The sequence below is a fragment of the Bartonella sp. TT110JLCBS genome (assembly GCF_042193405.1).
GTDB lineage: Bacteria > Pseudomonadota > Alphaproteobacteria > Rhizobiales > Rhizobiaceae > Bartonella.
In genome coordinates, this window is the sequence record NZ_JBHILT010000008.1 from 70,835 (window position 1) to 96,274 (window position 25,440).

At 37.3% G+C, this 25,440-nt stretch carries 23 protein-coding genes; 5 read left to right on the forward strand and 18 right to left on the reverse strand.

Features of this window, described 5'->3' with window-relative positions; translation table 11 throughout:
* Position 1: 1 nt before the first annotated feature.
* On the reverse strand, positions 2–928 hold the full coding sequence (locus ACFILW_RS05015) for a UTP--glucose-1-phosphate uridylyltransferase (RefSeq protein ID WP_375622961.1): 927 nt from the start codon (positions 926–928) through the stop codon (positions 2–4).
* Between the two features lie 266 nt (positions 929–1,194).
* Between ACFILW_RS05015 and ACFILW_RS05020 the strand changes: the two genes are divergently transcribed.
* Both ACFILW_RS05020 and ACFILW_RS05025 read left to right on the forward strand, forming a co-directional pair.
* Complete coding sequence (locus ACFILW_RS05020) at positions 1,195–2,451, forward strand: lytic murein transglycosylase (RefSeq protein WP_375646026.1); 1,257 nt, start codon at positions 1,195–1,197, stop codon at positions 2,449–2,451.
* Between the two features lie 14 nt (positions 2,452–2,465).
* Positions 2,466–3,542, forward strand: a complete 1,077-nt coding sequence (locus ACFILW_RS05025; RefSeq protein ID WP_375622957.1) for an SGNH family hydrolase — start codon at positions 2,466–2,468, stop codon at positions 3,540–3,542.
* A gap of 163 nt (positions 3,543–3,705) precedes the next feature.
* Here ACFILW_RS05025 and ACFILW_RS05030 read toward each other — a convergent pair whose 3' ends face one another.
* Positions 3,706–5,730: a M3 family metallopeptidase gene (locus ACFILW_RS05030; RefSeq protein ID WP_375622955.1), complete on the reverse strand. Its 2,025-nt coding sequence runs from the start codon at positions 5,728–5,730 to the stop codon at positions 3,706–3,708.
* Positions 5,731–6,349: 619 nt separating this feature from the next.
* Between ACFILW_RS05030 and mgtE the strand changes: the two genes are divergently transcribed.
* From mgtE to ppa, 3 genes are all read left to right on the forward strand, one after another.
* Complete coding sequence (mgtE, locus tag ACFILW_RS05035; protein WP_375646030.1) at positions 6,350–7,726, forward strand: magnesium transporter; 1,377 nt, start codon at positions 6,350–6,352, stop codon at positions 7,724–7,726.
* 1,069 nt (positions 7,727–8,795) lie between these two features.
* A complete protein-coding gene (gene typA, locus ACFILW_RS05040; RefSeq protein ID WP_375622951.1) occupies positions 8,796–10,622 on the forward strand; it encodes a translational GTPase TypA in 1,827 nt (608 codons plus the stop codon).
* Between the two features lie 68 nt (positions 10,623–10,690).
* Positions 10,691–11,221: an inorganic diphosphatase gene (gene ppa, locus ACFILW_RS05045; RefSeq protein WP_375622949.1), complete on the forward strand. Its 531-nt coding sequence runs from the start codon at positions 10,691–10,693 to the stop codon at positions 11,219–11,221.
* A gap of 43 nt (positions 11,222–11,264) precedes the next feature.
* On the opposite strand, the gene ACFILW_RS05050 is transcribed toward ppa, so the two are convergent.
* The 16 genes from ACFILW_RS05050 to ACFILW_RS05125 form a co-directional block, all read right to left on the reverse strand.
* Positions 11,265–11,588, reverse strand: a complete 324-nt coding sequence (locus ACFILW_RS05050) for a DUF167 domain-containing protein (protein WP_375622947.1) — start codon at positions 11,586–11,588, stop codon at positions 11,265–11,267.
* 22 nt (positions 11,589–11,610) lie between these two features.
* Positions 11,611–11,904, reverse strand: coding sequence for a YggT family protein (locus ACFILW_RS05055; protein ID WP_375622945.1), 294 nt, complete (start codon positions 11,902–11,904; stop codon positions 11,611–11,613).
* A 351-nt stretch (positions 11,905–12,255) separates the two neighbouring features.
* Positions 12,256–12,816: an invasion associated locus B family protein gene (locus tag ACFILW_RS05060; protein WP_375622943.1), complete on the reverse strand. Its 561-nt coding sequence runs from the start codon at positions 12,814–12,816 to the stop codon at positions 12,256–12,258.
* Positions 12,817–12,916: 100 nt separating this feature from the next.
* A complete protein-coding gene (locus tag ACFILW_RS05065) occupies positions 12,917–13,444 on the reverse strand; it encodes an RNA pyrophosphohydrolase (protein ID WP_375622941.1) in 528 nt (175 codons plus the stop codon).
* Between the two features lie 39 nt (positions 13,445–13,483).
* A complete protein-coding gene (locus tag ACFILW_RS05070; RefSeq protein WP_375622939.1) occupies positions 13,484–14,794 on the reverse strand; it encodes a S41 family peptidase in 1,311 nt (436 codons plus the stop codon).
* Positions 14,784–16,028, reverse strand: coding sequence for a murein hydrolase activator EnvC family protein (locus ACFILW_RS05075; protein ID WP_375623103.1), 1,245 nt, complete (start codon positions 16,026–16,028; stop codon positions 14,784–14,786). Before ACFILW_RS05075 ends, ACFILW_RS05070 begins: the two co-directional genes overlap by 11 nt.
* Before the next feature lie 133 nt (positions 16,029–16,161).
* Positions 16,162–16,644, reverse strand: coding sequence for a 23S rRNA (pseudouridine(1915)-N(3))-methyltransferase RlmH (gene rlmH / locus ACFILW_RS05080; protein ID WP_375622937.1), 483 nt, complete (start codon positions 16,642–16,644; stop codon positions 16,162–16,164).
* Position 16,645: 1 nt separating this feature from the next.
* Positions 16,646–17,032, reverse strand: a complete 387-nt coding sequence (rsfS, locus tag ACFILW_RS05085) for a ribosome silencing factor (protein ID WP_375666143.1) — start codon at positions 17,030–17,032, stop codon at positions 16,646–16,648.
* A 109-nt stretch (positions 17,033–17,141) separates the two neighbouring features.
* Positions 17,142–17,735: a nicotinate-nucleotide adenylyltransferase gene (locus ACFILW_RS05090; protein WP_375685276.1), complete on the reverse strand. Its 594-nt coding sequence runs from the start codon at positions 17,733–17,735 to the stop codon at positions 17,142–17,144.
* Positions 17,736–17,764: 29 nt separating this feature from the next.
* On the reverse strand, positions 17,765–19,021 hold the full coding sequence (locus ACFILW_RS05095; RefSeq protein WP_375622931.1) for a glutamate-5-semialdehyde dehydrogenase: 1,257 nt from the start codon (positions 19,019–19,021) through the stop codon (positions 17,765–17,767).
* Positions 19,022–19,066: 45 nt separating this feature from the next.
* Positions 19,067–20,206 (reverse strand): glutamate 5-kinase, encoded by a 1,140-nt coding sequence (gene proB, locus ACFILW_RS05100; protein ID WP_375623101.1) that lies wholly within the window; start codon positions 20,204–20,206, stop codon positions 19,067–19,069.
* 1 nt (position 20,207) lies between these two features.
* Positions 20,208–21,233, reverse strand: a complete 1,026-nt coding sequence (obgE, locus tag ACFILW_RS05105) for a GTPase ObgE (protein ID WP_375622929.1) — start codon at positions 21,231–21,233, stop codon at positions 20,208–20,210.
* A gap of 172 nt (positions 21,234–21,405) precedes the next feature.
* Positions 21,406–22,134, reverse strand: a complete 729-nt coding sequence (locus ACFILW_RS05110) for an RlmE family RNA methyltransferase (protein ID WP_375685277.1) — start codon at positions 22,132–22,134, stop codon at positions 21,406–21,408.
* Positions 22,135–22,163: 29 nt separating this feature from the next.
* Complete coding sequence (locus ACFILW_RS05115) at positions 22,164–23,474, reverse strand: Ppx/GppA phosphatase family protein (RefSeq protein WP_375685278.1); 1,311 nt, start codon at positions 23,472–23,474, stop codon at positions 22,164–22,166.
* Between the two features lie 909 nt (positions 23,475–24,383).
* A complete protein-coding gene (locus ACFILW_RS05120) occupies positions 24,384–24,986 on the reverse strand; it encodes an invasion associated locus B family protein (protein WP_375622923.1) in 603 nt (200 codons plus the stop codon).
* Positions 24,983–25,440: YadA-like family protein (locus tag ACFILW_RS05125; protein ID WP_375685279.1), on the reverse strand; the 458-nt coding region annotated here is incomplete at its 5' end. The genes ACFILW_RS05120 and ACFILW_RS05125, both read right to left, overlap by 4 nt.

A 25,440-nucleotide genomic window follows, 5' to 3' on the forward strand; every position in this document is an offset into this window, starting at 1 on the left:
ATCAAATTCGATCAATAAAATTAAATGAGAAATCTACATCATTTTCAATTTTAATGGTTTCCAATAAATTTTTCAATGAGGCAGAAATGTGGCTGTGCATATCAGCGCGGGCTAAAGAAAATGCAACATTAGCTTCAATAAAACCAGCTTTAGAACCGCAATCAAAAGTGCGCCCTTCTAATTGCAAACCCCAAAAATTCTGTTCGTTTGAAAGCCGTATCATCGCATCTGTTAATTGAATTTCATTTCCTGCTCCTCGTTCTTGAGTGGAAAGAATATTAAAAATTTCTGGCTGCAAAATATAACGTCCATTGATATATAAATTTGATGGTGCCGTTCCTTGTGCTGGTTTCTCTACCATTTTTGTGATTTCAAAACCATTTGCAATCTGTTTTCCTTTCCCAACAATACCATATTTATGTGTTTCTCTAGGATCGCATTCCTGAACTGCTATAATATTTCCCCCACCCACCTTTTCATAAAGGCTCATCATTTCAGAAAGACAGCCCTTTTTCGCTTGTATCAACATATCCGGTAATAACAAAGCAAAAGGTTCCCCTGCAACTAATTCACGTGCACACCAAAGAGCATGCCCTAATCCCAAAGGTTGTTGTTGCCGAGTGAAAGAAGTTGACCCTGGTAATGGCTGTAAACGGTATAAATGTGCAAGATCTTCTTTCTTTCCACATTCAGCAAGTGTCGTATATAATTCAACTTGCTCATCAAAATAATCCTCAATAACGGCTTTGTTACGTCCAGTTACAAAAATAAAATGCTCAATACCAGCTTCCCTCGCCTCATCCATAACATATTGAATAACAGGTTTATCAACAACTGTTAGCATTTCTTTAGGAATCGTTTTTGTCGCAGGAAGAAAACGCGTACCAAGACCTGCTACTGGGAATACTGCTTTCCGGATTTTACGCACACTCACCCTCCTCAATGAATTCATATAACTTTTTTGTTTTATTTATCATATGTTTTTACGAAATGGTAAAAAAGATATCTTATTGTTTTGATTATCATTATAATGGGCAATCAAAAATGTAAAAAGAGTCTGAGAATTTATTGAAGGGATTAAAACGAATTATTTATTTCAGTTTTCTCCTCTTCTTGATCATATTATCGATTAAACTAAATACAAAATAAAGTTATTGCACATCTAATGAATTGAATATTAATGGGGATTTCAAAATGCAAAAAACAGAATTGAAGACTTTCTCTTTTTTAGAGAAGTCAATAGCTTGGAGAACTCTTCTCACTGGCTCTGCCGTTATTTTTTCTGCTTTTTTAATGTTTTTTGCACCCCTTTCATATGCTGACAGCGGATTTAAACATTGGATTCAAGAGTTTAAAAAAATAGCTATTGCTCAAAATATTACTCCTTCTACGTTTCATATGGCGTTTAAAGGTGTTAATGCCATTGATCCAGAAGTTCTAAAAAGCGCCGCATACCAACCGGAATTTGTTGCTCCTTCATGGAACTATTTCGATAATCGTGTCCATGATATTGCAATTGAGGAAGGACGGCGCCAAACTCAAAAATGGAACAAATGGCTTCTTCAAATTGAAAAACGTTTTGGTGTGGACCGCAATATTCTGCTTGCTATTTGGTCAATGGAAAGCAATTATGGGAAAGTTTTAACCAATAAAAGTGTAATGCGTGATACCATTCGCTCTCTTGCAACGCTAGCCTATGCTGATAAAAAACGTGCAAAATATGCATATACACAGCTGATTGCTGCTCTGAAAATTCTACAAAGTGGCGAAATTAACCGCTCTCAACTTACTGGATCTTGGGCCGGCGCATTGGGGCATACACAATTTATTCCAAGCAGTTATCTCGCCTATGCTGTTGATATGGACCAAGATGGACGGCGTGATATTTGGAACTCTGTTCCCGATGCTCTTGCTACTGCTGCTAACCTTCTCCATAAAAATGGCTGGCAACCTAATCTTATTTGGGGAGTAGAAGTAAAAGTGCCGCAGGGGAAAAACCTTCCTGAAGGCTGGTATTCCTTTGAACAATGGAAAAAATTAGGTGTAAAACACGCAAATGGGCATCCTCTTCCTACATTAGCTGAACAAGCAATATTAAAATATCCAGATGGAGAAAAGGGACCTATATTTTTAGTCACAAAAAATTTCTTTGTTCTGAAACATTATAATAATGCCGATCGTTATGCTCTTGCTGTTGCCCTTCTTGCTGATCGCATCGCTGGATATCCTGGATTGGTGCATGATTGGCAAAGACCTTTTCAATCTATTACTTTCCAAGAATGTAAAGAACTGCAATCGCGCTTAAGGGCACTGGGCTATTATAAAGGGAATGTTGATGGAAAAATCGGAACAGCCTCTCGCGAAGCAATTAAAGCTTTTCAACTCCGTCACGGACTAAAAGCAAATGGATATCCATCATCTCAAGTGCTTTTTCTCCTTCGCAAACAATAAGAGAGACTAAGGTTTTGTCTTCTTTTCGCCTGATATACTTGACATTATTGCTGTTTTCACTTTCTATTGTGGGGATCTTACAGCCATCCCCAAGTAAAGCAACGAACTTCTTCAAATGGTTGTCACAACAAAACAAACAGACACAGCAGCCACCGCAAATTATAGAACAAAAAATAGACAAGCCGCAAAAAAAGATCGTAACACAAAAAAACATACAAAAGCTAAAAAATGAGAATGCAAAGCGCATTCTTGTCATAGGGGATTTTGCAGCTTCTGCTGTTGCCGATGCACTTAAGAAGTCTTTTATAAATAATAGCGATATCGTTATCATGAACAACACAGTACCAGCTTCCGGCTTAGTTCGAACGGATTATTATTCTTGGCAAGGCAATATTTCTAAACTCATTGATCAAAATAATCCCGATGTTATTATCATGATGATCGGTGCAAATGATAATCAACCCATCACAGACTCTCATAACATGATTAACACAGATCAGTCAGAATGGATGCGCATCTACAAACAAAGAATTATCGAAATTGCTGAAAGTCTTCATGCCTCTGGAAAATCATGGATATGGATAGGTCAGCCTTCTTTTGGAAATGATCTTTTGACACAAAAAATGAAAATTTTTAATGCGCTCTATAAACAAGAAACCGAAACAGCAGGAGGGTATTTTCTCGATATCTGGAGCGGCTTTAGTGATGAAGAAGGAAATTTTTCTTTTTCAGGCTATGATATTAATGGGAAAATAACCAAATTACGCACCAATAATGGCATGTATTTCACCTCTGAAGGAAAGAAAAAACTTGCCTCTTATTTAGAAAAACCATTGAAAAATATTTTAAATTTTCATGCCTTTTCTCATGAAAATTCATACTCAACCGATAAAGCTATTCAAAAACTTATACAAGAGCCAAATAATCAAGAGTCAAGTAATATTATACGCCAGCCTCCAATGAGCCTCGATGATATGGTACAACAAAATACCCACCTTCTAGGCAGAAGAACGTCAAGTTTTATAAAAAAATCATGGTTTCCACCAAATGGGCATCAAAAAGATCGGGCTGATAATTTTTCTTTCCCATAATGTCTATTTAAAATACAAAATCTAATTTCCTCTATAAACAAAAAGCGAATAAGATAAAAAACTCTGTTTACAGAGCTATAATGCAGAGAGAATTTGCATAAATCGCAACCACATCCTTCCAAAGAATATGAAAACGGCATGGTGCTAACCATACCGTTATATCTTACAGACCACGTTTGTTAATCATTGCCTCTGGTAAAGGCATCCGTCCCCGAAAAGCTTTATAAAGCTCCTCTGGATCACGACTTCCTCCAGCGGAGTAAATAAAACGTTTCAACTTATCAGCAAGTTCTGAATTAAAAACATCTCCCGTTTCTTCAAAAGCCTGAAAAGCATCAGCATCAAGCACTTCTGACCACATATAAGAATAGTAACCAGCGGCATAACCATCCCCTGCAAATACATGCATAAAATGTGGAGGACGATGACGCATAATAATTGTATCTGGCATTTGTAACTTTTCCAATTCTTTATGTTCAAAAATTGTTGGATCAGTTACTGTTTCGCCTTGATGAAAAGCCATATCCACTAAAGCTGATGAAATAAATTCAACCGCAGAAAATCCAGCATTAAATGTCTGTGCTGCTAAAACTTTATCTATCAACTCTTGTGGCATAGGAAGACCTGTTTTTGTATGTATAGCATAAGATTTTAATATCTCTGGTACGGTTAACCAATGTTCGTAAAGTTGAGAAGGTAGCTCAACAAAATCACGTGAAACAGATGTTCCCGACACAGATGGCCATGTTACATCAGAAAGCAAACCATGCAATGCATGCCCAAATTCATGGAAAAGCGTACGTGCATCATCAAGTGATAAAAGAGCAACTTCCCCTTTGGGTGGTTTAGCAAAATTACAAACATTGTAGATAATAGGCTTTTGGCCGCCATCCAATTTATGTTGTGATTGCAAACTACTCATCCACGCACCAGAGCGTTTTGAAGAACGCGCAAAATAATCACCAATAAAATGCCCAAGCAAGCTTCCATCAGATTTCTTTACTTCCCACAAACGTGCATCAGGATGCCAAAGTGTAATAGAATTTTTTTCTTCAAATGTAATGCCAAAGAGTTTTTCTGCTACTCCAAAAGCTGCTTTAATCATACGATCAAGCTGAAAATAATATTTAATTTCAGCGCCATCGAAAGAAAATTTTTCAGTGCGAAGTTTTTCAGAATAATAACGCCAATCTGAAGCGGCTAAAGATTCATTGCTGCCCTGATTATTGGCAAAATTTTGTAATTCAATTTGCTCAGTAGAAGCCTTCACTCTTGCTCGCTCCCATACAGGCATAAGCAAATCCATAACTGAATCAACACTTTTAGCCATGGTATTATCGAGTTTTAAATCTGCAAAAGATTTATATCCCAATAATTTAGCTTGCTCATCTCGAAGCGCAACAATCTCTAAAATAATGGTTCGATTATCATTCTTGTTATTATTTTCACCACGTTTAGCCCAAGCTTGGAATGCAACCTCACGCAAATCACGACGATCAGAGAATTTTAAAAAAGGTTCAATAATCGAGCGTGCTAATGTTAATGCATAGGCTTCTTCATTGCCTCTTTCACACGCAATTTCCTTCATTGAAGCAATGAGATCTTGTGGTAAACCAGATAAGTCTGTTTGTTTTAAAAACAGAATCCATTCAGCTTCATCATTTAAGACATTTTGTCCAAAAGTAGCATTTAAAAAAGCAAGTCTTTCATTAATTTCCAAAAGCCGTTTCTTAGCTTTTTCATCGAGTTTTGCCCCATGACAAACAAACTTTTTCCACCATAATTCAAGAACACGTGTTGTTTCACTCTCAAATATGCCCAGCTGCGACTGTTTATAAAGCACATCTATTTTCGCAAATATCCGCGCATCCATCATCATTTTTGAAGAATAACGAGAAAGTTTTACAACGAACTCTTGCTCTAGCTGTTGAATTAATACATTCGTATGAGCACTGGTGCGTAAGAAAAATATCGAACAGACACGATCAAGCGCTTTGCCGCAAAGCTCAAAAGGCTGTAAAAAATTCTCAAGCGTTGGTGGTTCTTGCACCATCGCAATCGCCTCTAGTTCTTCTTCGGCTTCTTGAAGTGCCTGTTCAAAAGCGGGTTTAAAATCTTCATCACTTATAGAAGAAAAATCAGGAAGACATGAAAATCCCTTCCACTCCAGCACTGCTTCTTTTGCCATAATACTTTATATCTCCATTATAAATTTAAACTGTAACAATTATCTTTACGACACAAATTGGTAATATACTAAAATTATTTCGTGAGTTTCAAAACTACCTGTCAAAGCTCTATTGAATCAAAAAATTAAAAGTATCTTCAACTTCAGGAGATAAATAAAAATAAGAATTTCCACAATTATGAAACAAGATATTAATTTATAATGATAATTTATTTTTTTATATATTGATTGAGAAACCTGAAAATCATAAGATTTTCTCATTTCAAACTCTATTATAATTGAAGCAATAAAAACACTTGAAGAAAGGCATAATTTCTATTCTTTACAAAATATTGCTGTAGATTCTTTTGAAAATTGCAAAACGGCATTGAAGAAATGATGGTAGAAATTAGAATTGATTTTTACATTTACGCCTATATTATCCCTCAATTAGGCTGTATTCTCGTTTCGATGATTCAGAAACTTGTTCATAACTAATAATTTATCCTTGACTTTACTTCAAATATTAATAATTGGAATATATCGGGGGAGGTTTTTTCAAATCTTCCATAAACTTTTGTTTTTATCTCATCTATTATCTAGATTTATAACTCTCCAACTCTTCAGGAGGTACTTTATCATGACTGAAATCAAAACGGCCTTCGACTTCAAAAATTTTTCTCCTGAAGCTCTCGCTGAAAAATTAAAAAATCAGCATTTTGCCGACTCTATTGATATCATCAATGATCTCGATATCATGGAACGTGTCACTATTCTCAGTCTTCTACCTCTTGATTATGTTATCGAACTGTTTGACAAACCAGAGCTTGAGCAACCTGCTGCTATTCTAGAACTTCTTCCTATAAATCACGCTGTTAAAATTCTTGATGGCATGTCTGCAGATGCTGCCGCAGACGTCTTTCAAGAAATGGATAAAGAAACCCGCACACGACTTTATGCCTTGCTTAAACCCTTAACGCGCGCTGAACTTAAAAAACTCACCAGTTATCCTGATCATACAGCAGGAGCACTGATGACAACAGAGTTTATAGCCGTTCCTTCAAACTGGACCATACAAAAAACTTTGGATCACATTCGTGAAGTCGAGCGAACACGTGAAACAGTTTATACCAGCTATGTGATTGATCCTAAAACAGGTACTCTTCTCAAAGCTGTTTCACTGCGTAACCTTATTCTTGCCTCACCTGATGAACAAATTCTCAATGTCCCTACTCATGACTCGCCCATTACAATATCGCCCTTCACGCATCATGAAGATATCGCACGCCTTTTCCAGCGCCATGATCTTCTCTCTGTGCCCGTCGTTGATGAAAACAACCATGTCATTGGCATTGTAACCGTCGATGACGTACTTGATACTATGGTTGATGAGATGAATGAAGATGCCTATAAATTTGGGGGTATGGAAGCGCTTAATAAACCCTATATGCAAATTAAGTTTCCTGAAATGATGAAAAAACGTGGCGGCTGGCTTGCTTTGCTCTTTATTGGTGAAATGCTGACAGCAAGCGCTATGCAATATTTCGAAACAGAACTCGAAAAAGCGATTATTCTTACACTGTTCATACCTCTCATTATGAGCTCGGGAGGCAATTCCGGCTCACAGGCGACATCCCTTATTATCCGTGCACTAGCTTTACGTGAACTTACGCTGAAAGACTGGTGGAAAGTTATCATTCGTGAAATTCCAACAGGGCTATCCCTTGGTCTTTTACTCGGAATTATTGGCATTGCACGTATTGCTCTTTGGCAACAACTCGGTATCTACGATTATGGACAACATTGGATTGCTGTTTCAACAACAGTAGGTACAGCTTTAGTTGGAATCGTTACCTTCGGTTCTCTTTCTGGATCTATGCTGCCTTTTATTCTTAAAGGTTTAAAATTTGATCCAGCAAGTGCTTCTGCTCCTTTTGTGGCAACTTTAGTCGATGTCATGGGCATTATAATTTATTTTTCTGTAGCTTCCCTCATTTTGTCAGGAACTCTTCTTTAAACATGTGAAGTAAAAATATACCCTTATGGAAAGATCTTGTCATGTAACCTAAAATCTATCCATAAGAAAACAAACTCTCGTATTTTTTTCTAGCGCACCATTTTATAATGATAATTCATCATTTTTATATCGAATAATAGCTCTGAATACCGTAAAATTACCTCATGATAGTCTTCTCATAAAATCATCTTCTTACCTGTCACAAGTAAGATGAATGTATGGATGGAAATTATTCGAGAAAGGAGTAAAATGCTCCTTATGCCCTCTCTCAAATACAAAAGCTGTCGCAATATTGACCGCTGAGAACGAATAATAATGGAGGTGATATAAGGGGGGGTACACACTTCACAAAAGCATTGATAGTATTACCATTCACGTATATTATAGCATTTATTGGCCCTATCATGAAATGGATGTGTAATATTAAGGTATCTTTCTTTTAATGCTTTTATATTCTTTATAAATCAAGCTGTGTTCCTGTTTCATAAATAAATCAAACAGATAATAACTCTTCCCCTAATCTGCATACAAAAGTTAGAACTTCTTATAAAATTCTTAATCTTCTCAATATTTATCTCAAACTCAAATATGCGGTTGCATTAGATCTGAATATTGATTTACAAGCTCCAGAAAAAGCAAAAGCTTTATTAGAAGAAAAATACCAGAAAGCTGTTAATAGATTAGCTATGGATTGAGAGATATTCCGGATTTTTATCAATCTCTTTGCAAAACAACAAGCATAACACAACTAGCTTTACATTTACTTAATTTTTATAGACATCACATAAATTTCTCGCGTCATATTCATAAAGATCACATTGATGATGATTTATGGACAATTTTTGTCTCGAGAATAGAACACACCCATACTATAAAGTGCTTTTACGAAACTCCAGCAATTGAGGATTCATAGAGCATTAAAGACTTTAGTGAATCGTTTTGCCATAAAAGTATGGACTCCATCTTCCAAAATTATAAAAAAACATGTAAAAGGCTTTTTAATAGTCAGGCAGAGAATGTAAAGACTTTGCCTCAAATGAAATTTCATTAAACGAAAAGAAGAAAATTTATGCAATTGCGTAACATTGCCATCATTGCTCACGTTGACCATGGGAAAACAACACTTGTAGACGGACTCCTTAAACAATCAGGAAATTTCCGTGACAATCAGCGCACAAGCGAACGTATGATGGATTCAAACGATATTGAAAAAGAACGTGGAATTACAATTCTAGCGAAAGTGACATCTGTTGTTTGGAAAGATACTCGAATTAATATTGTTGATACACCAGGACATGCTGATTTTGGTGGAGAAGTTGAACGCATTCTAAACATGGTTGATGGAGCCATTGTACTTGTTGATGCTGCTGAAGGACCAATGCCACAAACAAAATTTGTCGTTGGCAAAGCATTGAAAGTGGGATTGCGCCCTATTGTTGCTATTAATAAAATTGACCGACCGGATGCACGCGTTGATGAAGTCATTAATGAGGTTTTTGACCTTTTCGCTGCTCTTGATGCAACCGATGAACAGCTTGATTTTCCTATTCTTTATGGATCTGGACGCGATGGATGGATGGCTGAAGCCCCAGAGGGACCAAAAGATCAGGGATTAGGTCCTTTATTTGACCTTGTAACGCGGCATGTCCCTTCTCCTAGTGTAGCAGAAGGACCTTTTCGCATGATTGGAACTATTCTTGAAGCGGATCCGTTTTTGGGACGAATTATTACAGGGCGAATTCATTCTGGATCTCTAAAACCCAATCAAAATGTCAAAGTTCTTGGACAAGATGGAAAACTTTTAGAAACTGGGCGTATTTCAAAAATTTTAGCATTTCGTGGTCTAGAACGGCAACCTATTGAAGAAGGAAGTGCGGGTGATATTGTTGCGATTGCTGGTCTACAAAAAGGTACCGTTGCGGATACTTTCTGTGATCCAGCTGTCAATGAACCCCTTACTGCGCAACCAATTGATCCTCCTACTGTTACTATGAGTTTTCTTGTCAACGATAGTCCCCTTGCTGGAACTGAAGGCGATAAAGTAACAAGCCGTGTCATCCGTGACCGTTTGTTAAAAGAAGCAGAAGGCAATGTCGCTCTTAAAATTGAAGAATCTGCCGATAAAGATTCTTTCTACGTTTCAGGACGAGGAGAATTACAGCTTGCAGTTCTCATTGAAAATATGCGCCGTGAAGGATTTGAACTTAGTGTTTCACGTCCACGTGTTGTTATGCAAAAAGATGAAAATGGAATAACTCTTGAGCCAATCGAAGAAGTTGTTATCGATGTTGATGAAGAATATTCCGGTACTGTTGTACAAAAAATGTCTGAACGTAAAGGTGAAATGGTGGAATTACGTCCTTCTGGAGGTAATCGTGTCCGCCTTGTCTTTTATGCACCAACCCGAGGACTCATTGGTTATCAATCTGAACTTTTAACGGACACACGTGGTACAGCAATTATGAATCGCCTTTTCCATGCATATGAACCTTATAAAGGAGACATTGCTGGTCGTGTTAATGGTGTTATGATTTCAAATGACAACGGTGAATCTGTCGCTTATGCTCTTTTTAATCTTGAAGATCGTGGACCTATGATTATCGATGCGGGTGTGAAAGTCTATCAAGGTATGATTATTGGCATCCACTCACGGGATAATGACTTAGAAGTCAATGTGTTAAAAGGAAAAAAACTCACCAATATGCGCGCTTCTGGAAAAGATGAAGCCGTAAAGCTAACGCCTCCCATTAAAATGACGTTAGAACGCGCCTTATCGTGGATACAAGATGATGAACTTGTGGAGGTGACCCCTAAAAATATTCGTCTCCGCAAGCTCTATCTTGATCCCAATGAACGTAAACGTTTTGAAAAAACACGTGCATCAATTTCAAGCTAATTTTACAATCTCTTTGGTAAAACACTTGATTGTATTGAGCCCCACCCTATCCCAGAAAGGATGTCTTTATGAATATTAAGGAAATACCCGTGGGTAAAAACCCACCAGAAGATATTAATGTTATTGTGGAAGTCTCTCTTGGTGGTCAACCAATAAAATATGAGATGGATAAAAAGTCGGGCGCATTATTTGTTGACCGTTTTCTTCATACATCGATGGTTTATCCTGGAAATTACGGTTTTGTCCCTCATACGCTTTCAGATGATGGTGATCCTATTGATGTCCTTATCTGTAATACCCGTCCACTTATGCCTGGTTGTGTGATCAATGTTCGCCCCATCGGAGCTCTAATGATGGAAGATGATGGTGGTAAAGATGAAAAAATTATTGCCATTCCCACTACAAAATTAACAAAACGCTATATCAATATTCATGACTATACAGATCTGCCCGAGATTACACTCAAACAAATTGAACATTTCTTCAAGCATTACAAAGATCTGGAACCTGGAAAATGGGCTAAAATTGAAGGATGGCGTGATAAAAACTTTGCTTATGAATTGATTAAGCAAGCTGTTGAACGCAATAAAGAAATATAACAATTCTAATAAAATAAATCCTGTTTTTTATAGGCTTTATTATTTATTTCTTCTGCGACATATACTCTGTGAGGGATTGCCATATCTGCTGTAATTCTTCTAAATGTGTCGAAAAGTAAAGTTGTTTGTAGCGAGATGTTGCGCCGCTTTTCAGAGAAATAGAAGAAGCTGAAATCTTCCACTGCTTCGCAAGAAATTTAATGAGAGCTTTATTCGCTTTTCCATCTTCAGGAACAGCACGAAGGCGTATAACCAGATATTGTTTTTCACCATCCCTACATTCAATCCCTATTATTTTGTCAACGGATGATTTGGGAATGAGATATACAAACAAAATCAAGTTATTTTTATCAACTTGATAAAACATGTATTCGCCTCAAGTAATATTTCTATACATATATGTTTGCGTAAACGCGCCACATGAAAACACGAATAAAATAAATAATAATGAACACTACAATAGGTGAAATATCAATCGTTCCCAAATTTGGTAAAATTTTCCGGATACGGCTTAGAACGGGATTTGTAAGACGATATAGAAAGCTTCCTATCAAAACAACAAAGCGATTGCGCGAATTTATGATATTAAAGACATAAAGCCAAGAAAAAACGACACTAGCGATCAAAATATCAATATAAATTTCAAAAATCAAATCAATTGCTCTAAGCAATGCATAAATCATGCGTTATCCCTTTCAATCAAGGAAACAGAAGAGCGTATAGAAGGCCTTCATTAAAGTAAATATGTGTATCAAACAATGGTTTTATATTTTAATATTCTTTTTTCTTGAATAAAAACCAGACATCTAAATTCTTCATCTCTCTACTTAATGACGATGCAGTTAAAAAACAAATATCAAAATTAAAAATAGCACATAAAAATAGAAGAAACGGCAAAAAATCTGAGAACTTAAAAAAACTCTGAATATCCCTTATAGAATTAATCTTAAATCTCATCGTTTTAATTATTAATATATAAAAAACAAACAAACTAAAAACGGACTTAAAAGGCCGTTTTTAGTTTATTTTTAAAATTATTTCTGCAAAGCAGTTAAACGGTTAAGAGCATTGCTAAAACCATCTAGCTGAACAAATAAATCATTCAAAGCTGGTTCACCTGCAGCAGCAATTGTCATCGCCAACTTTAACTGTTTTCCAGAACGTAAAGCTGCTACGTGATTTTTGTCAAAAACGACAGGAACCACACAACCTGCTGGTACACAAGTCCGGATACCGGTTTCGATAACAGCTTTTCCCTCATCAACTTGTAAACGAACAGGCTTAGAAACCAAAATGCCAAAAGGAACTGTTAAATTACCAGATACAACACCCTCAGCATCGAGAGTAAGGCCCATAGCCACAACAACACGCCCCTGCTCATTCACTTCTTGACGGTGCATAAAACAAATTCTTTTCCCTTCTTGTATACCACAGTTAATAGTCCACAAACCGTAGGTTTCAGTCAAAGAAGAAGCTCCATTTGGCAATGTTGCTGCCGCATCTTTTGATGCAGGAGGTTTTGAACTTGTTGCAAATGCAACAGATGAAATACTCAAGAGAGTAAAAACTATAAGTAAATTAAATAATTTTTTCATTTTATATTCCTGTTCTTTACATAAAAGAGAAACATGGTTATTATTTATAAATAATATAAAGCACCTTAATAAAAAATACTTTCTCATAATCATATAGCTTTTATAATGGTCTAAGGCTACCTCGAAATTCACTGACAACTTTCGTATAAACGTGCTTTTTAAAAGAAACAGCAATCAACGGAAGGGTTTCTAGATCAATCCATTTCCATTGATCGAATTCCGCTTTATTGCCATCTGGTGGCGGATTAATCGCAATTTCAGAAAGCTTTCCTGTAAACTGGAAAGCAAACCACTTTTGTATTTGCCCACGATATTTATTGCTTAATGTGCACCCAATAAGTTCTTGTGGAAAATCATAATGGAACCAATTTTGTGCTTCTTTAATCAACTTTACAGATCGAATACCCGTTTCTTCATAAAGTTCACGATATGCCGCATCTAATGGTTTTTCATCTTCATCAATCCCTCCTTGAGGAAGCTGCCAACGATGAGATATGTCAATATCTGCATCTGCATGAATGGGCATCATTAAACGACGCCCAACCCACACTTTACCCTCATGATTAAAGATAACAATCCCAACACATTTGCGATATGGAAGAATCTTCAAATTAATACCTGCATCCATTTAATATTCCTCAAAATCGCAAGCTATAGATATCAATTCTCACTTTAACACATCCTTATTGGGATCTGGTGGAAATGCTGCATTTGCCATTTCACCTCGTAATAATTTATAAGCCTCATTCAATTGAATATCATCCTTAGGGTCTTGGGGAACAAAAGCAGCTGAACCAGATCCTTTATTACTCTCTCGTTTTCCTTTGATATGTCCTTTTAATGCAGACTCACCAACTTTTACATCATAACCCTTATATTTTTCAGGAAGTGGCTGCTCTACAATAATATCAGGCGTGATCCCTGTTCCTTGAATAGAAGTGCCAGATGGCGTATAATAAAGTGCTGTTGTTAAGCGTAAAGCTCCATTTTCACCCAAAGGAATAATTGTTTGAACAGACCCTTTACCAAAAGACTGCGTCCCTAAAATTGTTGCACGACGATGATCTTGTAATGCACCCGCAACAATTTCAGAAGCACTTGCCGAACCACCATTAATGAGAACAATGAGCGGTTTTCCATTGATGACATCACCTGGCTTCGCATCAAATCTCGTCACATCACTTTTTTTGCGCCCACGAGTTGACACAATCTCACCCTTATTGAGAAAAGCGCTCGAAACATTAACAGCTTGATCTAAAAGACCACCCGGATTAAGCCGCAAATCAAGAACGTAACCTTTTAGCTTATCTTCAGGAATTTTAGATTGGATATCTTTAATTGCCGCTAGAAGATTATTTAATGTCTGCTCAGAAAACTGAATAACTCTCACATATCCAATGTCACCCTCAACCCGATATTTTACCGCTTTTACTTTGATAATATCACGAATAATCTTCACTTCAAATGGCTTATCAACGCCAGAACGAATAATTGTTAAGGTAATTGGTGTTCCAGGAGCACCTCGCATCTTATTAACAGCTTCATTCAATGTTTGACCATTCGTTTGTACATCATCAATTTTTGAAATAAGGTCTCCTGCTAGAATACCTGCTTTTGAAGCGGGAGTATCATCCATTGGTGAAACAACTTTAATTAAGTTTTTTTCCATAGTGACCTCAATACCAAGACCTCCGAATTCTCCTTTCGTAGAATCCCGCATATCCTTGGCTTCTTCAGCATTCAAATAAGATGAATGAGGGTCAAGCGATGTGAGCATGCCATTGATAGCATTTTCAATCAGCTTTTTATCATCTGGAACTGTAACATATTGCATACGCACGCGCTCAAAAACATCGCCAAATATAGCTAGCTTTTTATATGCATTATCTTCATTATTCGCAGCAACAGACTGCACCATAACCATTGAACAGGCGCCGAGCAATACCCCAGCGACCAAAAGAATAACTTTACGAATCATTTTGGCTCCTTCTTATTTTTTCAGTCTGCCACCAAGGAGTTGGATTTACAGGTTTTCCCTGCTTTCTAAACTCAATGTAAAGCATTGGAGAAGTTTTTCCTATATCCAATGCAACACTGTTTGAAATAAATTGCATCTCCATTATACCCAGAGGCTCACCTGAAAGAACAAACTGCCCCTGTTTTACATTAATTCTCGACATTCCAGTAAGAATGATATGATAACCATTTCCAACATTGAGAATGATTAAATGTCCGTAAGAACGAAATGGCCCAGCAAAAGCAACAAAAGCATCTACAGGTGATATAACAACAGCTCCTGACTCTGTTTCTATCGTTTCACCAAAGCGCGTAATCTGCGAACTTTTGCTAGAATGATATATTCTTTTTCCGGAAACAGGAAAAAGTAAAGAACCTTTTCGGCTTTCAAAATTGGACTGTTCTAACAATTGCAAACTTTTCCGTACCTGTACTGATGCATCAGAGCTAAGTTTTGACTGACGGTCGAGCTCTAAAATCAATTCTTCCAAAGACTGCGCTTTTTTAGCAAGAGCAATATTTTTTCGTTGCTGTTCTGTAAGTTCTTTTTCTGATTTTGTTTGTAGTTTGTTTTTTTTGTCTAATAAAAGCTCTAAACGTTTTCGCTGCTCTGCTTGATTTTGCAGTTTTGTCTTTAATGCTGTATATTCCCTAGTAATGGAATTACTCAAATTGGTCAACTCCTTGAGTTTTACTGTTAAATCTCGTGTTTTCTCCTGCATCTGAGGAATAACAGTACCTAATAAAACAGAACTACGTATAGAAGCCAACGCGTCCTCTGGCTGTATCATAAGAGCAGGAGGCGGATTCAATCCCATACGTTCCAAAATTGCAAGAACTTCCGCAAATTCAGAACGACGATTTTTTAAACTTTGATAGACTTGTACCCGCTTTTCTATCATTTTTTCAAGCTTTTCTTCCCTTTTAGCAATATCATCTGCTACTGTACGTTCTTCTTTAGCCGCCTTTATGAGTGCATCTCTCAAAACACGTTGATCTTTTTTTAAATGCTCAACTTGATGCATAAGAAAAGCAACACGCTCACGCGAAAGTGAAATATTTTGGCGAATCTCTTCCAATTCTTTATGTGCTTCCGTACTCCTCATTGTATCTTCCGCATGCGATACAGAAAAGCAAAAAAACATACTCAAGAGCAGGATGACAAATATCACGCATTCCCCATATAAATATCGCATCTTTCTATGAAGAAGCTTTTTCATTTGCGAACACCATGACACCTCATCGTATACATTAGAGATGTTGTAAATGGTGTCGGCTAAAACACTATTAATAAATATATAAATAAGTGCTAAAAATTGCACAAAAATATTAAAAACGATGATACGGATGATTATTTTCAATTGTTACAGCGCGGTAAAGTTGTTCTGTAAGAAGAATACGTGCAATTTGATGTGGCCACGTCATCAAACCAAAAGATAAAAGAAAATCAGCACGCTTCCTTATTTGTTCATTATGCCCATCAGGTCCTCCCAAAGCAATGACGACATCTCGAATGCCTTCATCACGATAACACCTCAATTTTTCAGAAAAAGAAGTTGAAGAAATCGATTCTCCACGCTCATCTAACACAATTAATCGACATTTTTCAGGTAAAAATTCAATAAGTTTTCTCCCCTCTTCCTCCATACGTTGACAAGCTGTTTGAGCACGACTTTCTGGTATCTCTTGTAACTTTTTTAAATGAAAGCCTACATCTCCAGAAATTTTAGAAAAACGATCCAAATAATGCTGAACCAATTTTTGCTCCGCCCCACTTTTCATACGACCAACCGCAAAAATAGAAATTTGCATTTTAATGATCTCCGAAAAGAACCGATTTTGTATTGTTTAAATCCGGAGTCATCCATATCTTTTCTAAATTATAAAAAAGACGAATTTCTGGACGAAAAAGATGAATGATAATATCACCTGTATCAATCAATACCCAGTCACCTCCAGCAAGCCCTTCTACACGCGCAAGCCCCTGCCCACTATCTTTCCAAGTACGTAATAAATGATCAGCAACAGAAGATACATGACGCTGCGAATGTGCTGAAGCTATGATCATATAATCAGCTAAAGATGTCTTCCCTTGAATATCAATAGCAACAATATCTTCTGCTTTTGTATCTTCCAAACTCTTGAGAATAACTTCAAGACTCCCCTTAACAGAAAAAACTTCTTTTTCTGTTAAGGGCATAATATCGTAAGAGTGGTTTTTTACAACTTTTTTCAGATCAATATTCCTTTCTTATTGTTGTAGAATGTAAAAAGTTTTCTCTAAAGAGAAGCAGAATCTTATAAATTGTTCAAGAAAAATTATTCTTCTTCAAACGAAGCTTTGTTGAAGATTGAAAAGATAAAGGTCCATGCAAATAAGTCCAAACTGGTGGTTTTATAAAAGGTAATCGCTCACTTTCTCTCTCGTCCAAACGAAACTGGCTATAAATGTGCGCCATAGGAGAAGAAAGTGCCGACCGATTGCCTAAAGGACGATCAATAATCGCAATAGGAAGCATAGAAACAATATCATGCCATCGATACCAATGATGTATCGTCGTAAAACTATCTGCCCCCATAATCCATACAAAATTTACGCCACTGCAATGGGTAAGAATATGAAAAATCGTATCTACAGATACTTTGCTCCCTATAGCCTGCTCAAAACCTGTTAAGCGAATTTTTGGATGGTCAATAAGTTTAAAACTTAATCGCATTCTCTCCTCTAAAGGGAGTAACTGTGTACAATCCTTTAAAGGATTCCTAGGACTAACCATCCACCATAACTGATCAAGATGCAAACGCCGAATGGCAATTTTTGCAACGAGAAGATGCCCCGCATGCGGCGGATTAAAAGAACCACCAAAAAGACCTACAACATTAGATCTTTCAACATGTGGCATACGATTTTTCCATAGAAAAAATGGATTTTTCAAGCTCTAACCTGACCATTTCCTTTAACGTGATATTGAAATGATGTTAGCTGTTCAACACCTATGGGACCACGTGCATGCATTTTTCCTGTTGCGATACCAATTTCCATTCCAAAACCAAATTCACCTCCATCAGCAAATTGTGTAGATGCATTGTGTAATAAAATAGCTGAATCTAAATGATTAAAAAAATCCTTCACCACTTCCAAATCCTCAGCAATAATCGATTCCGTATGTCCTGATGAATAACGCTTGATATGAGCAATGGCTCCCTCAACCCCCTCAACCGTTTTAACAGAAAGAATAGCATCAAGATATTCATGCGACCAATCTTCTTCAGAAGCTAATTTGACATCTGGCATAAGAAAAACAATATCTTCTGTGGCACGAATTTCACATCCCTTCTCCTGTAAAGCAGTTAAAACAGGAAGAAACTTTTTTAATGCCTCGTTGTCAATGAGAACCGTCTCAACAGCACCGCATATCCCTGTCCGACGCAACTTCGCATTTAAAACAATATTACGCGCCATATCCAAATCTGCCGATTTATCAATATAAATATGACAAAGTCCCTCTAAATGGGCAAAAATTGGAACACGTGCATCAGACTGAACGCGCGCAACAAGGCTCTTTCCACCACGTGGCACAATAACATCAATCGCTCCATCCAATCCTTTGAGCATTTCCCCAACGGCAGCACGATCTGTCGTTCCAACCATTTGGATAGCATCTTTGGGTAAACCAGAGCACTCTAAACCTTGTACCAACGCACAATGAAGAGCATGTGAAGAATGAAAACTATCCGAACCACCGCGCAAAATCGCAGCATTGCCTGCTTTTAAGCACAAAGAACTCGCATCAACTGTAACATTTGGACGACTTTCATAAATAATGCCAATCACACCAAGAGGTGTCCTTACACGACTTATATGAAGCCCATTAGGGCGTGTCCACGCACTCATGACCTGCCCAACAGGATCAGACAAACGAGCAACTTGACGAACACTGTCTATCATTGCACCTAAACGCAAATCATCTAATTTTAGCCGATCAATCATTGCAGCTTTCAAATTATTCTGAGCAGCCTTCTCTAAATCTTGACAATTCGCTCGTAAAATTTTATCTGACTGAGCCTCTAGACTTAAAGCGATCATTTCCAATGCATTGTTCTTTTGCTCAGAAGAAGTAACGGCCAACACTGCAGCGGCATGGCGTGCTTTCTGCCCCATATTCCTCATTTGTTCTTCTAAAGTCATCGTATTATCCACTCTGCGAAAACAATAAAAACAAAAGTAACTTTTTTAAACAGAATTGATCAAGCAACGTACAATCATATCATTACGATGCACCATAGCAGAGCGCGCCTCATACCCAAGAATAGCTTCAATTTCTTCACTTTTATGTCCTATAATGCGTACAGCCTCATCTTTGTCATAGCTTACAAGTCCACGCGCAATCTCAACTCCATCTGTACCAACAATTGCAACCGTATCCCCACGTTGGAAATTTCCCTCAACGCCAATAACCCCTGCTGCTAATAACGATTTTCCTGTTTCAAGAGCCCTAATGGCTCCTTGATCAATCGTCAAAACACCAGATGGATCTAAATGACCAGAAATCCATGTTTTCCAAGCATTGACAGATTTCTTACTTGCCGCAAAAAAACTCTTGCGTTCACCTTTGTCAATTGCAGCAAGGGGATTCATACGCTTGCCTGAGGTGATAATCATCGCCGTTCCAGCAGCATTAGCTATTTTTCCGGCATCAAGCTTAGTCTTCATTCCTCCCCGTGAAAACTCTGAAGCAGCAACATCTGCCATTTTTTCGATATCATGCGTAATGGATGCAACAAAAGGTATAAATTCAGCCGTAGGATCACTATGGGGAGACTTTGTATAAAGACCATCAATATCAGATAAAAGTATTAAAAGATCTGCCCTCACCATTGTTGCCACACGCGCAGCTAAACGATCATTATCACCATAACGAATTTCAGTTGTTGCAACAGTATCATTCTCATTAATAACAGGCACAGCTCCCAAACATAAAAGCGTCTCAATCGTTGCACGTGCATTGAGATAACGCCTTCGCTCCTCCGTATCAAATAAAGTGAGCAAAATTTGGCCTGTTTTGAGCCCATGTTGAGCAAGCGCATCACCATAGGTTTTTGCTAACTCAATTTGCCCCAAAGCAGCACATGCCTGGCTTTCTTCCAATTTCAAAGCCCCCTTAGGAAGCTGTAGCAATGTCCTTCCTAAAGCAATAGCACCTGAAGACACCAACAATATCTCTACGCCTCCTTTGTGCAATTCAACAACATCACTGATCAAGCTTTTAAGCCATTCAACCCGTAAACCTGCCTGAGGATCAACCAAAAGGGCAGATCCAATCTTGACCACAATACGTTTATAGTGTGTAAGTTTTTGCAATCCAACAACCATCTCAATCAATCCTGCTATCCCCACCGTTCTCCTCTTTGCGTGATATTTCAATAATATGTGCACCAGCACGCAGCACATTTTCTAAACCTTCGCGACTAACCGCAGAAAACATCATAACTGGTTGATCCGCTGCTCTTTGCAAAGCTTCCTGTTTAGCTTCACGTTCTTCAATTGTCAGAGTATCTATCTGGCTTAAAGCAACAATTTCAGTTTTATCACTTAGATTATTTCCATATGCCTCAAGTTCATGACGCACAATTTGATATGCTTTTGCTACATCTTCTTCTTGAGCAGAAATCAAATGAAGGAGCACACGACAACGTTCCACATGTCCTAAAAAACGGTCTCCAATTCCTACACCTTCATGCGCTCCTTCAATCAATCCCGGAATATCAGCCAAAACAAATTCACGACCATCAATTCGTACAACACCAAGGTGAGGATGTAGAGTGGTAAAAGGATAATCTGCAACTTTTGGCTTTGCCGCCGTTACAGAAGCTAAAAAAGTTGATTTTCCGGCATTGGGTAAACCAACAAGCCCGGCATCAGCAATTAACTTCAAACGAAGCCATATTGCACGCTCTTCTCCAGACAAACCTGGATTTGCACGACGCGGTGCCCGATTTGTCGATGTTGTAAAGTGAAGATTGCCAAAACCGCCATTCCCCCCTTTTGCAAGGCGATAGCGCTGTCCCACTTCCGTTAAATCACATATTAACGTTGTATTATCTTCTTCAAAAATTTGCGTCCCAACCGGAACTTTAAGGATGACATCATCACCCTTCTCACCTGTCATATTACGCCCCTTGCCATGGCCTCCTGTTTTTGCTTTAAAATGCTGTTGGTAGCGATAATCAATCAGTGTGTTAAGCCCATCAACAACAAGAGCCCAGACATCACCACCCCGTCCTCCATTCCCTCCATCTGGCCCCCCAAATTCTATGAATTTTTCACGACGAAATGATACTGCTCCAGAACCTCCATTACCAGAACGAATATAAACTTTAGCTTGATCAAGAAATTTCATTGGAAACACTCACTGAGGAATCAATCTCTCTACCTCTATAGGCAATACATTAGTTTTACCAGTTTTTCATCATTGATAACAGAAAAACTGTCACTATCGCCGATAACTCCTTGAGAAAAAATCATCACATTTAAATAGGTTAAGTAAAGTTAAATCTTCTTAAAAGAAGGCGCTATTCTTGAATGTTTGTTTTTCCTTTAAATTCAAGTGCTAAAAGATAAAGTTCTACTGATTCTGATCGGCTTGCGGGTGGTTTAACATGATAGACTTTTTTAAAATGCTGTTTTAGTATCGTGAGAAGAGTGTTTTCTGCTCCTCCTTGAAAAGCCTTTGCTAAAAAATGCCCCCCAGGTCTTAAAACCGAAAGAGCAAAATCAGCCGCAACTTCACATAAATAAATCGTTCTTAAATGATCCGTCTGACGATGACCTGTTGTTGGCGCTGCCATATCAGAAAGAACCACATCTGGTTTTGTTCCTAAAGTCTCAATTAATTTCTGCGGTGCATCTGTATGCAAAAAATCCATTTCCAACATGGCAACTCTAGGCAATGGATCAACATGTAAATAATCAATACCAACAACGCTAGGATCTTCATCACTTGACCCTACTATACACTCAGCCACCTGACACCAGCCCCCAGGTGCCGCTCCTAAATCAATAACCTTTTGGCCTTTTTTCAAAAACCTATAGCGCTCATTAATTTCAATGAGTTTATAAGCCGCACGCGAACGATAACCATCTACTTTTGATTGATGGACATAAGGATCATTCAGATGCCTCTCTAACCATCGTCGTGATGAAGCTTTAATGGTTCCTGCTTTCTTTTTTACGCACTGATATAATTCATGTGACCCTGAACCTCCATAGCCACCTCGCGGTGTTTTTGTTGTTTTTTTCATCGTTATTCATTGTCTCCATATTTAATTCTCTAACGCTTGAAATCTCTGCTCTTTCTACGATGACACCATACCCCATCGCGTAACATCAGCTCTATCAAAATTCCTTCCCTTAATCCACGATCAGCAACTCTTAAACGCTGACTGGGCCAAACTTCCCTAATAACATCTAAAATTGCACAACCAGCTAAAACTAAATCTGCTCTCTCGCGTCCAATAAAAGGATTTATGACACGTTTTTCTATATCCCATGATAATAGGCGTTGTGTCATAAGTGTAATGTCTGCATCATTCATCCAAATGCCATCCACTTTTTTCCTATCATAACGCTCTAAATTAAGATACATTCCTGCTAAAGTCGTAACCGTACCGGAGGTTCCCAAAAGATGAAACTTTGAACCTTGTGCTAACTTTCCTAATTTATGACGATCTGAAAAATTATTTAATAACCCTCGCACATAGCTTTTCATTTTTTCAAAGTCGTCTAAGCTAATATCATTCCCTCCAAAACGTTCAGCGAGCGTAACAACACCAACAGGAAGAGAAGTCCAAGCGATAATTTGTCTAGCTAAACGAAAAGAACGCTTTTGAGAAACATCAAGTAGCACAATTTCTGATGATCCTCCTCCAATATCAAAAAGCACAATAGCGTCAGTATTTGGTTCAACAAGTGTACTACACCCTGTAACAGCAAAACGCGCTTCTGTTTGCCGATCAACAATTTCCAATTCAAGACCTGTCTCCTCCAAAACACGCTGAATAAAATGTCTACCATTTTCTGCAGAACGACAAGCTTCCGTTGCAATCAAGCGATAACGCTTAATATGCCTTTGTTTTAGCTTTAAATGACAAATCTTTAATGCTTCAATCGCACGATCCATAGCTTGTGTATTAAGAAAACCGTTATTTATTAAACCTTCTCCCAATCGTACAATACGAGAAAAAGCATCAACAACACGAAAATATCCAAGTTTACTGGGAGATGCGATAAGAAGACGACAATTATTTGTTCCGAGATCAAGTGCCGCATAAAGAGGTGGAGATTTTACTGGATGGAACCGTCGAAGAAAAGGTGCTTTGAGTTTTTTTGTTTTTTGAGCACCTATCATTATCTGACTATGAAAATCAAAAGCTGTTTCAGATTGAACAAAAACTTGTTTCTGTTCATAATGTTTTTTTCTCTGTTGTCTCTTTATATCAACAAGGACAGAGTATGCCTCTGTTCGTGACAATGCAGAATGATGATTTGTATTACTACCGCACTGATCATACAACTGATCTGCTTTGGTACCGTATATTTCTCCTCGCTTTAACTCTTTTGAACCATAATTTAACGGAGCCATTTCCCTTATCCCTTGAGCGTTCCCCCCAATAAATAAACGCGAAAACTCTTCTGCTCATTCCTAAATAAAGCAATAATGCAGCATCAAATGATATATACAAGAAACCATTCTTTCTTTTCCTATCATTAAAATTTTCTACACTAGCATCATTCAGATTTTTGTATAATCTTTCGGTCGTTTCCGTGAAATCATGCTTCTCTTTATGAACTTAAAACTATAAATTTATCGTTTACGTTCACATTATTTTTTATAAATTATGCTCTTTTCTTTATACCATTTACACGGAGCACACCTCTATTGTAACAAACCTACACTATCATACTATTTGCTGACTCTTAAGGTTACAACAACTTATACATTCTTATGCTTTATAAGAAAAAAAATTTTTTAATCTCGTTATCCACACACAAGCCTCGTTTGTTATACGCAATGAAATGGCTTTGATTATGCTGGAATAAAAGTCCCATAATACTACGAAATGCAATTACAATAGCTGTTATTTTGTAAATACCAATGAAAACTATCGTTAAAAAAAATCTATAGAATTATAAATTTATCTAAAAATATTAATACTTATCAGACCGCTCTAAAAATCCATTTGAAGCTTTAAAAAAGAATTTAGTCTACTCATTATTGTAAGGAAGAAATCGAGTATTTCTAATCTTTTTTACTTTTAATAACTAATGAAATCATTCTTTAAGCATTATGGAAAACACTAACTTGATTTTCTATTATATATAAAAAACTTACTGTGACTTTATATTCATAAAACTCTCACTCTTTCCAACAAATCACCTCGATATCATATTATATAAAACTTCTTACTTATTTGACCTTATAATTTACACTCAGAAATACAATACAACAATTTATGGAAAAATGACTCTTGTTAAAAATACTCGATGGATTCTAAGGACGGAAAGAATTAAGTGCCGCATTTAACCCTTTAAAGGGTACAGTAAAAGAAAATACCTTACCTTCTTTAGTTTTATAGGAAATACGTACCTTATTGTTCTGCTCTATTTGTTTAGTCAAAACCGGCCCTACAGGTGATTGTGCCAAACAAACCGTTTCATTACATTGCGTATAATTAATAAGAATAGGTTTTTTAACACCTTTTACAAACATTTGAATCGGAACATTTATATCAGAATTTGGCAATGTTCGAAAAAGCATCACTGCTTGACCACTTGTCGTAGAAACAAGAGACCAACTAAAAATGGTATTTCCTTCTTGATCATGAACAGTCTGTGTCACATTACATATACCTTGCTTATGTTTAAGCTTTTGTTTTTCGTCACAAATCAAAGTCCAATCATAAAACTGCATAATAATTCGACGTGTTTCGCCAGGCTCTCCCTTAGGTATCGATAAGTGCGGTGGATGCACTGTATAAATATTATTGTTCTCATTAGCAAAGCTTTCGCCCTTGCCTATTAAGGCAAGAGCAAACAGAACCTTTACTAACATACTTCTCGTTTTTACAATAACAGCCATTTTTTCTATTATCATCTCAACCTCAGAGTAATTCCAGCGCCTATTCCCCAATGACCTCCAGCACTTGTCACAGATACATTCGAGCGAATATTTCCATCTTCAGATGTATAACCAGCACCAATAGCAAGTGCAGATTGACTGCGCCATAAACCACTCCCAAATGAAACACTTAAAGATCCTGGTATATCATAGTAACGTAAGTTGGACACCGCTAGACCAATAGCAGCAGCTTGTCTTGCTTCTTTCCGAACATCCTGAATAGCATAATTCAACGTCTCAAACTTCATATCTGTATAGGATTTCGACTCGTTAACACCATCATTGACAAGACTACTAACTTTCTCATCCGTATACTTATTGGCATCTTCAAGAACTATCTTCATCTGCTCTTTAGTATAATCATGCAACTGACCACCATTAACAGCTTGCTGAGAACCTGCTTCAATCTTGCCTGCCGCTACATTGTCTA